This is a genomic window from Flavobacterium sp. KY-23415 (assembly GCF_055384985.1).
Map to the genome: position 1 here is coordinate 2,109,050 of NZ_AP044001.1, position 12,979 is coordinate 2,122,028.

The window sequence follows — 12,979 nt, forward strand, 5'->3', positions numbered from 1 at the left end:
TCAAAAATCTTATTTGTATCTTTGCCGCCAATTAACCCAAGGATATCTGTTAGTTTTGGATGCATTAAATCATAATATTTCTAAACCTTCGCTTTTTTCAAATTTTGTAGCTATTACAAAAGCGAGATTGGCAATAAGTGTTGTTTTTTCTACTGTTGCAGGCTATCTTTTAGGGGTAGAATCTTGGAATAGTCATAATTGGTTAACGCTTTTATTGTTGATAATTGGAGGTTATTGTATGGTTGGTGCTTCGAATGTTTTTAATCAAATTATTGAAAAAGATTTGGATGCATTAATGGATAGAACAAAAAACCGTCCATTACCTTCGGGTGCAATAACTAAACAAAATGCTTTTATATTAGGGGTTGTTCTGACGTTGCTTGGTTTGGGTATTTTATATTCTGTTAATGCTAAAACAGCAATGTTTGGTGCGATTTCAATCTTTTTGTATGTAAGTTTATATACGCCTTTAAAAACCTTAACTCCATTGTCTGTTTTTGTTGGTGCCTTTCCAGGTGCAATACCCTATATGTTAGGTTGGGTAGCGGCTACAGGTAATTTTGGAATTGAAGCGGGGACACTTTTTATCATTCAATTTTTTTGGCAGTTTCCGCATTTTTGGGCTATAGGTTGGTTTTTGTATGATGATTATAAAAAAGCTGGTTTTTTTATGCTTCCAACAGGAAAGAGAGATAAGAAAACAGCTTTGCAGACAATATTATATACAATTTGGATGATTATAGCCTCGGTTATACCAGCGTTTGGATATACAGGTAAGCTCTTTTTGACAAAAGTATCTGTAGCAATTGTTGTTTTATTAGGATTATGGATGTTGGTTTATGCTTTTAAGTTGTATAAAGAAATGGATGCAAAAGCAGCTAGAAAATTAATGATAGTGAGTGTTTCGTATATTTCGCTATTGCAAATTGTTTTTATTTTAGATAAATTTTTGAGATAATATGGATACATCTATTACATTGGAAGAACAATATAGTAAAAAATCAAAGACATATAAAATGTTGTTGATTTTTGGAATGATTAGTATATTAATGATTTTTGCTGGTTTAACTAGTGCTTACGTTGTTAGTAAGTCAAGGCCAGATTGGTTAACAGATTTTAAATTGCCTTTTGCTTTTGTGTTGAGTACACTAGTGATGATAATTAGTAGTGTTACGTTTATAGTAGCATTGAAAGCAATGAAAAGTAGTAACCGTCAATTGACAATGATTATGCTTGTTACAACTCTAGTTTTAGGTTTTGTATTTGTGTTTCTGCAATTCAAAGGATTTGAACAAGTAATTAATGAGGGGTATTTTTTTACAGGAAGCGAAAGTAATGTAACAACCTCGTTTTTGTATATTGTAGTTTTAGTGCATTTGGCGCATCTTTTAGGAGGATTTATTTCATTATTTGTTGTAATTTATAATCATTATAAACAAAAATATAATGCTGCTCAAACCCTTGGTATTGAACTAAGTGCGATGTATTGGCATTTTATGGATTTTATTTGGGTATATTTGTTTTTATTTTTCTATTTTTTCAAATAGAAAAAAAGTAATAAATTTGGGAACTTTTTAACAATTAAATTATATGGGAGCGACAGTTACAAATGACGATCACGCTTTGCTAGATGGAGGACCAGGACCAATGGGGGCAACCTATGGTAAAATGATGATGTGGTTTTTTATACTATCAGATGCTTTAACATTTTCAGGATTCCTTGCAGCGTATGGGTTTTCTAGGTTTAAGTTTATTGAAACTTGGCCTATTGCAGATGAAGTGTTTAATCACTTTCCTTTTGCGCATGGCAAAGATTGGCCAATGATTTACGTGGCATTAATGACTTTTATTTTGATATTTTCTTCTGTTACTATGGTATTAGCTGTAGATGCAGGTCATCAATTGAAAAAGTCGAAAGTAGCCTTTTATATGTTTTTAACTATAATTGGTGGTTTTATTTTCTTAGGCTCTCAGGCTTGGGAATGGAAAAATTTTATCAAAGGAGAGTTTGGAGCAGTTGAAACTAACGGTGGTTCAATTTTACAATTCGTAAACGATAAAGGAGAAAGAGTTGCTTTACATTCTTTTGCTAAAGTATTGCCAGAAGAAAGAGAACAGCTTCAAAGAAGTAAAGGTGTTTGGTTTATGGAAGAATCTTCTTTACCATCACATTCTTTAAATGAAGTTATTGAAGGTTTTAAAGCGAATCCTAATTTAAGAATTAGAACAGAAGTTATTGTAGATAAAAAGAAACAAGTGCTTTCAAGAGAAGCTTCGTTAGCAAGAATTCAAGATGCTAAATATGTTGTAGAAGGAGCTAATTTAATTAGAAACGAATACGGGCATAAAACTTTTGCTAATTTCTTCTTCTTTATTACTGGTTTTCACGGATTCCACGTTTTTACAGGAGTATTAATTAATATTATAATCTTCTTTAATGTACTATTAGGTACATATGAGAAAAGAAGAAGTTATGAAATGGTTGAGAAAGTGGGATTGTACTGGCACTTTGTAGATTTGGTTTGGGTATTTGTATTCACATTCTTCTACTTAGTATAATTTAAAATATAGAAAAGATATGGCACACGCACACGAATCAAATACGAAAAGAATCTGGGTAGTTTTTGGAATACTTTCAATAATTACAATGGTTGAAGTTATATTAGGTATCTATAAGCCCGATGCGCTTTTTAGAACAAATGTTTTATCAAGTAGTATTTTGAATTGGATATTCATTATTTTAACTTTAGTAAAAGCATATTATATTATGTGGGCTTTTATGCATTTAGAAGGTGAAAAGTCTAGTTTTAGATGGTCTATAGTAGCTCCTTTAGTGTTTTTAATTGTTTATTTATGTTTTATAGTTTTGGTAGAAGCTGATTACGTATTTGAAGTTTTTAAAAACGGACATTTTAAATGGATATTTTAACACGATATTTAGATATACTTAATCCCGCTTTTAGCGGGATTTTTTTTACTTTTGTATGACATAAATGTAATCTAAAATAATACTAGATGAAAAATAAATTTGTTCTAATAATTCTATTTATTCTACCTATACTGACCTATTTAATTTTTGCTTCAGCAAAACACAATGCAATGTTTTTACCTGTATTGTCTGAAAAAAATAAAGAGATACCTCAAGAATGGAAATCATTATCTGGAGAGAAAATAGTCTTGAAAGATAAAATAACAGTTCTTGGATATACAGGAAGCAATATAGCAGAGTTTAAAGCTAGAATGTTTAATCTAAATCAAAAAATTTACAATAAATATTTTGGGTTTAAAGATTTTCAAATTGTTATGATTGCACCAATTGGAACTGAAGAAGCAATTAAAGCAAATTTGAATGAATTGAATAGGATTACAGAAGACATGAAAGGTTGGAAATTTGTTTTCGCAAGTCCAGATCAGATAGCAGAATATTATAAAACGTTTAACTTAGTAAGTGATTTAGATGAAAACTTTGGAAATTCATCTGTAATAATTTTAGATAAAAATTGTAACCACAGAGGGAGAAAAGGTAAAAATAAAAAAGGTGAAGATGAATACAGAGAAAGTTATAATACTATTTCTGCGGCCGACCTTCATAATGAAATGACTGATGATGTCAAAATTATTTTGAGAGAATACCGTTTGGCTCTGAAAAAGAATAATAGAAAAGACGAATTTAGAGACAAAATTACTAATGAAGTTGAACAAACAGCAAAAGGTAAATAATTTAAATAATAAGATGAAAAATAAGTCATATATAGGGATTTCATTTATAATATTGATATTTGGAATTTGGGCTGTACCTAAAATTATTGCTAAATTTCAAAAATCAGATTTGCATCTGATTGGTAAAGTACCTGCATTTGAATTAACCAATCAAAATGATAAAAAAATATCAGATGAAAGTTATTTAGGCAAAGTATATGTGGTAGAGTTTTTCTTTTCAACTTGTCCGACGATTTGTCCAAAGATGAACGAAAATATGTTATTATTGCAAGATGAATTTTATGGGAACCCAAATTTTGGGATAGCTTCCATAACAATAAACCCCGAGTTCGATACTCCAGAAGTGTTGAAAAAACATGCGAATGTGTTAGGTGTTAAGCATTATAATTGGCATTTTTTAACGGGCGATAAAGCATATATATTTGATCTAGCAAGAAAAGGATTTAATATGTACGCTGGTGAAAATAAAAATGTAACAGGCGGTTTTGAGCATTCTGGAATGTTTGCTTTAATAGATAAAGAAGGGAATATTAGATGCAGGAAAGATTCTTTTGGAAACCCCATTTTATATTATGATGGGCTAGAAACAGAAGGTATTCAGGCAATAAAAGAAGATATTAAGAAATTATTAGAAGAGTAATATGGAAAAGAAACCTATAGAATCAGTATATAATAAATTGATAATTGCTTTGTCAATTATTATTCCTTTAGTGGTAGCAATTCTTTTTAGAGTTAATTTAAGAGCTTTGGGGTTCGATGTTGAACCTTTAACTTTTTTGCCGCCAATATATGCTACAATTAATGGTGTTACAGCGGTTTTATTAGTATTTGCAGTTATTGTAATAAAAAAAGGAAATAGAGAACTACACGAAAAATTAATGAAATTTGCAATCTTGTGCTCAATATTATTTTTAGTGATGTATGTTGCTTACCATATGACTTCCGATTCTACTCCTTATGGAGGAGAAGGAGTAATGCGTTATATTTATTTCTTTATTTTAATTACACATATAACACTGTCAATAGCTATTATACCGTTAGTATTAATAACATATGTTAAAGCATTGACTAAACAGTTTGATAAGCACAAAAAAATAGCAAAAATCACATTTCCAATCTGGTTATACGTTGCTATAACAGGAGTGATTGTTTATTTAATGATTTCTCCGTATTATGTTTCTTAAAGAGAATAGAATGAAGAAAATTAAGAATAGTTTTTGGAAAAATAAAGGTTTTTACTTTTTGTTATCTTTTTCTCTCTACACTCTTACTTCTCAATCACAATGTGCAATGTGTAGAGCAGCTTTAGAAAGTGAAGAAGGAGGTGTTCAGGCACAAGCAATCAATGATGGAATTGTGTATTTGATGGTAATTCCCTATGTTTTAGTTGCTGTAGCAGCGTTTGCTATTTATAAAATTAAATTTGCGAAAAAGAAGGAAGAAAAGTAAAATGTAAATATAGTTTTGTTTATTCCATACCGTCGATATTGATTTTCATTTTTCCGCTTGTACTGATAAATGCTATAATAGCTTTATCAGTCAGTTCTATTCTTTCAAATTCAAAATCATTCATACTTCCGTTAATTGTTACTCCTTTTAAAGGAGAATAATTAGTTAGGTATTTCTCCATGTTTTTTCTACCTTCATCTAAGTTATCTTTAATAGAGTATCGACAGCTTTCTTGAATTTTTTTCAATATAGTTCCTTGTGCTAACCAATTTGCGGATTTTAATAAAATGCTTTTTGTGTTTAAAACATAATCTAACTCTTCAAAAGATATTTCTTTAGTTGTTGGGTTGTATTGTGGGTAGCCAGAGAGGTAGATTGTGCCATTTACTGTTCCTAATAAATCTAAAGCGATAATTAATTTCTTGTCTTTTTGCCAGATGACTACTTTTTGGACAATTACTTTTTTGTTGCCAGAACCAAATTCTTGTCCTTGAAAGTTTTTTGTAATCACTTTAGAAGCACTTTCATAAGTTGAAATTGCAGCAACAGCAATTGTAAACTGATTTGGAATTCTTTCAACAGGTTTTAAAACTAATTTTTCTTTTTTAAATGTATTTTGAGGTTCTTTTCCAATCATTGTCTGCATATTGCATTTTAAACCCATTTCCATTTTTATGGAATTGTTTTTTAGGACAGCCTCTGTAACATAAAGTTCAATAGGGGTTAATTTAAACCATGCTTCATAATCATTGTTGGTTAAAAACGGAGTGCTTATTTTTTCCATTGTTTCTAAAACCATTGGTTTAAAATCGCAAGAAGAATCTATTGCATCATCAATCATTTTAGCAATTTTCTTCCTGAAAATTGAAATAGTAGGGTTAATAATGTATGTGATTGGAATTTTTTTTCCAGCTACAATGATGTTGGGACTTTCGCTCCATTCAAAATCTTTAATAGTTGATTTCGTGGTTAATTTCCAATTATATAAATGTGTTTTACTATTTAAGGTTATTTTTCCGTTGATGTTAATTTCACGGGTGTCATTTAATCCCATAAAATCGGTTCCATATTTTACTTTTGCCCATATTTTCAAAGGTATTTCGGCTACAATCTCTCCATTTTTTTCAGCCAAATTAATGTCGGCTGTTTTCCAAATTTTCATTTCGGTTTTATCATCTTCAAGATTGTTATCTTCATAAATTAAACCTTTCATGTTTTTATTTAAAATGGTTTCAATATCTTTTAATGTAATTTCAGTAGGCAATGAAATAAAGGAAGTTTTGTTTTCATAAACAACCGGATTGTCGTTTGAAGGTGCTGGTTTTAAGGCTTCAATTTTTTGAGTTGTTCCGCAAGAAACAAATAATAATAAAAAAGAAACAACCAAAAGTAATGCAAGAATATATTTCATTTTAAAAAATAATTTTAATGTAAAAATAAAATATTAAATGATTACTGTAACAAAAACCTTTTTTTTTGGTCTTATAATAAAATTCAATTGTAAATCATCGATAATGATAGTTAAAAGAATACTCGTTTTACTCTTATTTGTAGGGTCAAGCATTTTTTCACAAGAAAAAAAATGGACCTTGCAAGAGTGTGTTGACTATGCCATAAAAAATAATATTTCTGTTAAATCTTCAGAGTTAGATTTAAAAAATATGCAGTTAACTAAAAAAGATGCCGTAGGTAATTTTTTACCAAGCGTAAATGCTTCTGCTTCCCATTCATGGAATATAGGTTTGAATACAAATATTACCACTGGTTTGCTAGAAAATCAAACAACTCAATTTACTTCTGCGGGTGTTAATGTTGGAGTTGATATTTTTAAAGGGCTACAAAATCAAAACCAATTAAGAAAAGCAAATTTAAGTATAATTGCTTCACAATATCAATTAGTGAAAATGCAAGAAGATATTGCTTTGAATGTTGCTAATGCTTATTTGCAGATACTTTTTAATAAAGAGAATGTAAAAGTTCAAGAGCAACAATTGACTTATAACAAATCGCAATTAAAGCGATCTGAAGAGTTAGTTGAGGCAGGAGTGGTACCTCAAGGCGATTTGTTGGACATGAAAGCTACTGTTGCAGGAGATAACCAAAGACTAATAGCGGCTCAAAATGCATTGTTAATTTCAAAATTGAGTTTAGCGCAATTGTTACGAATTGAAGATTTTCAAACATTTGATATTTCAGAAGAAAACAGCGATGTTTTTGATAGTCAAGTAATATCAGAAGATGTAAAAACAATCATAACAAAGGCAAAAGAAAGTAGAACAGAACTTAAAATAGCCGAATCCAATTTAGAAATAGCAAAGAAAGATGTTTCAATTGCTAGAGGTGCATATTTACCAACATTGACGGGTTTCTATAGTTTTAGTACTAGAGCTTCTTATTCGGATAGAATTATTGGATTGCAACCAAATGGGACACCTATCCTAGCTGGTCCTCTTCCAACTTTTGAACAGTTTGATAATAATAAAGGTCAGAATTTTGGATTGCAATTAAGTATCCCAATTTTTAATGGATTTGCTGCTCGAAATAATGTGCAAAGAGCAAAAATATCATATGAAAGATCAAAATTAAATTATGATCAACAAGAATTAGATTTAGAAAGAAATGTTTTTACTGCCTATACCGACACCAAAGCAGCAAAAGAAAGCTATGAAGCTGCCTTGACAACTGCAGAAGCAAGAACATTATCATTCAATTATGCGAAGGATAGGTATGAAGTTGGATTAATGAATGTTTTCGACTTCAATCAAGCGCAAACGTTATTAATTAACGCACAATCAGAAGTTTTAAGAACAAAATATGATTATTTATTTAGAACAAAAATTTTAGAGTTTTATTTCGGAATACCATTAATTCAAAAACAATAGCCATGTCAAAAAGATCACTATATATATTATTAGCAGTTGTAATTGGAGTTATTATAACATTATTAGCTTTAAAAAGAGCAGGAGTAGTAGGGAATAACGATAATAGTAAAAAAGTAGAAGCAGCAAAAGTTAGTCAAATGACAATTATAGAGACGGTTTCTGCAACTGGGAAAATTCAACCCGAAATAGAAGTTAAAATATCTTCTGAAGTGTCAGGAGAAATTATCCAATTACCAATAAAAGAAGGACAACAAGTTAAAAAAGGAGACTTGTTGGTAAAAATAAATCCTGATATTTATGTTTCGGGAGTAAATAGAACTGCAGCATCACTATCTACAACAAAAGCAGGATTAAATCAGGCTGTCGCACAGGTAAAAGAAGCAAAAGCAAATTATGATAGAAATAAAAAACTTTTTGATAAAGGTGTAATTTCTAAAGCAGAATGGGATAAAGCTGTTTCTGCCTATGAAGTTGCAGTTGCAAATAAAGAATCCGCTTATTTTAATGTGCAAAGTGCTTCGGCAACTTTAACAGAAGCTAAAGATAATTTAGGAAGGACCACTATCTATGCTCCAGCAGATGGAACAATTTCGTTATTATCGGTAGAATTAGGTGAAAGAGTTTTAGGAACACAACAAATGGCTGGAACAGAAATATTGCGAGTTGCTAACTTAAACAATATGGAAGTTGAAGTAGATGTAAACGAAAACGACATTGTGAAAGTTACCGTTGGAGATTCTGCAAAAATTGAAGTAGATGCCTATTTGAAAAAAGAATTCAAAGGAGTGGTAACAAGTATTTCTAATTCTGCAAGTTCTGCTTTAACTGCAGATCAGGTTACAAATTTTAAAGTGAAAGTAAGAATTTTAAAAGAGTCTTATGAAGATTTATTAAAAGGGAAGCCTGCAAATTATTCACCATTTCGTCCGGGAATGACAGCTACTGTAGATATTATTACTACTAAAAAAGAAAAAGTAATTGGTGTTCCAATTAGTGCTGTAGTAATAAAAGAAGATACAACGTCTGTAAAAAAAGATATAGTTGCTGAGCTAGAAAAAGAAGACCAACAAAACAAAGGTACCTACAAGCCAGATCAAAAGTTTGAATGTGTTTTTGTGAAAGTAGGAGATAAAGCAAAATTAAGAGTAGTTAAAACGGGAATTCAAGACGATTCTAATATTGAAATTATATCAGGATTAAAAGCAGGAGAAGAAATTATTACCGGCCCCTATTTAATGGTTTCAAAAGAATTAGTTTCGAATGATAAAGTTAAAATAGCATCGGAAGAAGATAAAAAAGACAAGAAGAAAAAATAAGTGAGTTATTTTATTGAGTTAATTTTTGAAGAGGCTGTCCAAAAAGTAAGGACAGCCTTTTTTATTTGTATTTTTTCTCTAAAATTAGTATCTTAGAGTTGAGACAAAAATACACAATGGCTAAGATAGTTTTTAAAAATCAAACAGGCAATTCTCCAGAGTTATTTCCTATCAATATTTTCGATAGAATACCGCAAAACCATCCAGTTCGCTTAGTGGAACAAGTTGTTAATCAGTTAGATATAAGTGAAATTTTAAAGCACTATAAAGGTGGAGGTACTTCTGCTTATCATCCAAGAATGATGGTTAAAGTATTGTTTTATAGTTATTTATCTAATGTATATTCTTGCAGAAAAATTGCAAAAGCACTTCAGGAAAACATTCATTTTATGTATATTTCGGGTAATTCAACTCCCGATTTTAGAACGATAAACGATTTTAGGGGTAAAGTTCTAAAAAATCACATTCAAACTCTTTTTGCAGAAGTGGTAAAAATGTTGGTTGAAATGAAATATGTAAGCCTAGATGTTCAGTATATTGATGGTACAAAGATAGAATCTAAAGCTAATAAATATACTTTTGTATGGAGAGGCTCCATTGAGAAATATAAAGAAAAACTAGAAATTAAAATTAGTCATATTTTATCGACTATTGAAAACAGTATTCAATCTGATAATCAAGAACTAAATATAGAAGAATTACCAAAATCGATTGATTCAGAAAGTTTAAAAGAAAAGCTTTCGATTCTTAATAAAAAACTCAAAGAACCTACCAAAAAACAGGCAAGAGAATTGCAAAAACTTCAAGAGGAACATCTTCCAAAGCTTGAAAAATATGAAAAAGACTTGGTTACAATGGGAAACAGGAACTCCTATAGTAAAACAGATCCCGAAGCTACCTTTATGAGAATGAAAGAAGATCATATGAAAAACGGTCAATTAAAACCCGCTTACAATCCGCAAATATCTACAGAAAATCAATTCATTACACATGTATCTGTTCATCAAACAACAAATGACACTACAACCTTAAGTTCTCATCTTGAAGGTTTTGAAAAAGCCTATCAAAAACAGAGCAAAGAAATCGTTACTGATGCAGGTTATGGAAGTGAAGAAAACTATGAAATGCTGGAAGAAAAACAAGCTGATGCTTATGTGAAATATAACTATTTTCATCAAGAACAAAAAAGAAAGATAAAAAACAATCCTTTTCTTGTTCAAAATTTATTTTACAACAAAGAACACGATTTTTATGTTTGTCCAATGGGTCAAATCATGCAAAAAACAGGAGTAGGAAAACGTGAAACCAGTACTGGATATGAATCACAAATTACATATTATCAAGCCAAAAGATGCCAAGGATGTCCTTTACGAAGTCAATGTCATCAAGCAAAAGGTAATAGAATTTTATCAGTCAATCATCGATTAAATGAATTAAAAGAAAAAGCAAGAAAGCTACTAATGAGTGAAAAAGGACTAGAACATCGAAGTAAACGTCCAATAGAGGTAGAAGCGGTTTTTGGTCAACTTAAAAGCAATAATAAATTCAATCGATTCACAATGAAGGGATTAGAAAAAGTAACATTAGAGTTTTTACTAATGGCCCTTGGACACAACTTTAGAAAAATGAATGCATTCAAGACAGACTTGCCAAAATTTGTTTTCAAAACCAAAATTCACACTTATCTAGCCTATTTTAAAACTAAAATTTGCCTTGTTAAAGTAACTCAAAGTTATTTTGCTATTATTTTTTCTTCAAAACAAAATAGCTTAAAAATAGCTACATAAAAAAAGCTGTCCTTTTCGGACAGCCCCTTTTTTTGGTTTTATAGATAAAAAGTTTATTGAAACGAATTCGATAACATCATGTTTTATGATAGTTAGCGGCTGTTTTACTAACTATTTTTAGACACATTCATAATCACAGTTAAATAATTCCAAATATTTAGTTAATTGTGAATGTGTACTGATGCTTCTGATTTGATGAAGTAATGGTTTTTTAAAACGTTATCAGTTTACGCTTCTATTCTTCTTTAAACCAATTTGAATACATTACATAATTATTGGAGATACGCTCAATTTCACCTGCAAAATCACTTTTGTTCAGGTCTTTAACTTTTTTAGCTGGAATCCCAGCATAAATAGTTCCAGATTCTACTACTGTATTTTGTGTTACTACAGATCCTGCTCCAATAATTGAATTGCTCTCAATTATACAATTATCCATTACAATTGCTCCCATTCCTATTAAAACATTATCTTTAATTTCACAACCATGAACAATAGCATTATGTCCGATTGAAACATTATTTCCAATTAATGTAGGGTGTTTTTGATAGGTGCAATGAATTACTGCACCATCTTGAATGTTTACTTTGTTTCCAATTTTAATTTCGTTTACATCGCCTCTTATAACAGCGTTAAACCAAACACTACATTTTTCACCCAAAACAACATCTCCAACTATTGTTGCGTTTTCTGCTATATAGCAGTCTTCAGGGATTTGAGGATATTTCCCCCTTACTTCTTTTATTATCATAACTTGTATATATAAAAATGTCCCGAATGAATCGGGACAAAAATGTATTATTTTTTCTGTCTTTTAATTAACTGCAGGACAATTACAGTTCCATTCTTTAGCTTTACAGAATATATCCATCCCTAAAGTTAGTTGGTGAAATCCTCCGTTATCAAACTTAATGTCACCTATAATATGTGAATAAGTATAAGCAAACATAAACTGTTTGTAATTTACTCCTAAAATTGGCGTGACATATTGTAATTTTTGAACGCCAACTTGGCTTCCATTTAAGTATTCTGCTCCATCAAAACTTCTTCTGTAAGACAAGCCTCCCCAGATTTTACCGAATTCCATCCCTTTATAAACTTTTAAGTTTAAATCGATTGCTTTTTCTGTAGTTTCTTCTGTATATTGGAACATAAAAGAAGGCTCCCATAACAATCTGTCTTCATTTCCAAATACAGCCCCTGCACTCCATAAAAACTTTCTTAAATTGTCAGATTCTATACCTTCTGAATATATTTCTCTTCTATTTGCTAAGAAATTTTTAACTGTTACATGCGTAAAGAAATCTAAATAATGATAAGACATTCCTAAATCTACATTAAAATAGGCGTCTTTTTGATAAATTCCTCCAACAATGAATGGATCAAACGCTTGATTTTGAAATTCTGTCTCATCTAGTTGACTTTGTACAAAAGCTGCACTTAAACCAAAAGATAACTGATTTAAATCTGTAGTTCCTCTTGAAAAACGCAAATGATGTGCATAGGTTAGTTTTGCTCCTCTTTGTGAATGATATCCATTTTTATCATTAAAAACGATTGCACCAACACCAGATTTGCCGTCTTCGTCTATTGAAGTGTTAAAACTTAAGGTTTGCAATGCAGGTGCATCTTGCTGGCCGAACCATTGTTGACGACCTGTTAAACGTATTTTACCACAATTAGCTGCTCCAGCCATTGACGGGTGAATTAAGTAATAATTATCAGATAAATAATCCGAATATACCGCAACGCCTTCTTGCGAAAATGATAATTGTGTTAGAAACAATACTAAAATTAAATAACTTTTTTTGAAATCCATTGTAGG

The 12,979-nt window shown here is 30.5% G+C and carries 13 protein-coding genes and 1 pseudogene; 11 read left to right on the forward strand and 3 right to left on the reverse strand.

Annotation, left to right across the window (positions count from 1 at the left end; all coding sequences use genetic code 11):
* Positions 1-55: 55 nt before the first annotated feature.
* The 8 genes from cyoE to ACZ49Z_RS09295 all read left to right on the forward strand — a co-directional run bounded on the left by cyoE (position 56) and on the right by ACZ49Z_RS09295 (position 5,169).
* The gene (gene cyoE, locus ACZ49Z_RS09260; protein ID WP_464307885.1) at positions 56-958 is read left to right on the forward strand and encodes a heme o synthase; all 903 of its coding nucleotides are present in this window, start codon (positions 56-58) and stop codon (positions 956-958) included.
* Between the two features lies 1 nt (position 959).
* The gene (locus tag ACZ49Z_RS09265; protein ID WP_464307886.1) at positions 960-1,547 is read left to right on the forward strand and encodes a cytochrome c oxidase subunit 3; all 588 of its coding nucleotides are present in this window, start codon (positions 960-962) and stop codon (positions 1,545-1,547) included.
* Between the two features lie 43 nt (positions 1,548-1,590).
* Positions 1,591-2,559, forward strand: coding sequence for a cytochrome c oxidase subunit 3 (locus ACZ49Z_RS09270; protein WP_464307887.1), 969 nt, complete (start codon positions 1,591-1,593; stop codon positions 2,557-2,559).
* A gap of 19 nt (positions 2,560-2,578) precedes the next feature.
* Positions 2,579-2,929 carry a cytochrome C oxidase subunit IV family protein gene (locus ACZ49Z_RS09275; protein WP_464307888.1) on the forward strand — a complete coding sequence of 117 codons (351 nt, stop codon included), beginning with the start codon at positions 2,579-2,581 and terminating at the stop codon, positions 2,927-2,929.
* Between the two features lie 86 nt (positions 2,930-3,015).
* Positions 3,016-3,720, forward strand: a complete 705-nt coding sequence (locus tag ACZ49Z_RS09280; protein WP_464307889.1) for a hypothetical protein — start codon at positions 3,016-3,018, stop codon at positions 3,718-3,720.
* Between the two features lie 13 nt (positions 3,721-3,733).
* Positions 3,734-4,360 (forward strand): SCO family protein, encoded by a 627-nt coding sequence (locus ACZ49Z_RS09285; protein ID WP_464307890.1) that lies wholly within the window; start codon positions 3,734-3,736, stop codon positions 4,358-4,360.
* A gap of 1 nt (position 4,361) precedes the next feature.
* Positions 4,362-4,904: a DUF420 domain-containing protein gene (locus ACZ49Z_RS09290; RefSeq protein ID WP_464307891.1), complete on the forward strand. Its 543-nt coding sequence runs from the start codon at positions 4,362-4,364 to the stop codon at positions 4,902-4,904.
* Between the two features lie 10 nt (positions 4,905-4,914).
* Positions 4,915-5,169 carry a hypothetical protein gene (locus ACZ49Z_RS09295; RefSeq protein WP_464307892.1) on the forward strand — a complete coding sequence of 85 codons (255 nt, stop codon included), beginning with the start codon at positions 4,915-4,917 and terminating at the stop codon, positions 5,167-5,169.
* 19 nt (positions 5,170-5,188) lie between these two features.
* On the opposite strand, the gene ACZ49Z_RS09300 is transcribed toward ACZ49Z_RS09295, so the two are convergent.
* The gene (locus ACZ49Z_RS09300) at positions 5,189-6,580 is read right to left on the reverse strand and encodes a DUF4403 family protein (RefSeq protein WP_464307893.1); all 1,392 of its coding nucleotides are present in this window, start codon (positions 6,578-6,580) and stop codon (positions 5,189-5,191) included.
* 103 nt (positions 6,581-6,683) lie between these two features.
* Between ACZ49Z_RS09300 and ACZ49Z_RS09305 the strand changes: the two genes are divergently transcribed.
* The 3 genes and pseudogenes from ACZ49Z_RS09305 to ACZ49Z_RS09315 all read left to right on the forward strand — a co-directional run.
* A complete protein-coding gene (locus ACZ49Z_RS09305) occupies positions 6,684-8,051 on the forward strand; it encodes a TolC family protein (RefSeq protein WP_464307894.1) in 1,368 nt (455 codons plus the stop codon).
* Between the two features lie 2 nt (positions 8,052-8,053).
* Positions 8,054-9,367, forward strand: a complete 1,314-nt coding sequence (locus ACZ49Z_RS09310; RefSeq protein ID WP_464307895.1) for an efflux RND transporter periplasmic adaptor subunit — start codon at positions 8,054-8,056, stop codon at positions 9,365-9,367.
* 116 nt (positions 9,368-9,483) lie between these two features.
* Positions 9,484-10,995 (forward strand): annotated as a pseudogene (locus tag ACZ49Z_RS09315) (IS1182 family transposase); the annotation flags it as partial.
* Between the two features lie 394 nt (positions 10,996-11,389).
* Here the strand turns inward: ACZ49Z_RS09315 and ACZ49Z_RS09320 are convergent.
* Both ACZ49Z_RS09320 and ACZ49Z_RS09325 read right to left on the reverse strand, forming a co-directional pair.
* The gene (locus ACZ49Z_RS09320) at positions 11,390-11,905 is read right to left on the reverse strand and encodes a gamma carbonic anhydrase family protein (RefSeq protein ID WP_464307896.1); all 516 of its coding nucleotides are present in this window, start codon (positions 11,903-11,905) and stop codon (positions 11,390-11,392) included.
* Between the two features lie 63 nt (positions 11,906-11,968).
* The gene (locus tag ACZ49Z_RS09325; RefSeq protein ID WP_464307897.1) at positions 11,969-12,973 is read right to left on the reverse strand and encodes a PorP/SprF family type IX secretion system membrane protein; all 1,005 of its coding nucleotides are present in this window, start codon (positions 12,971-12,973) and stop codon (positions 11,969-11,971) included.
* Positions 12,974-12,979: the final 6 nt, after the last annotated feature.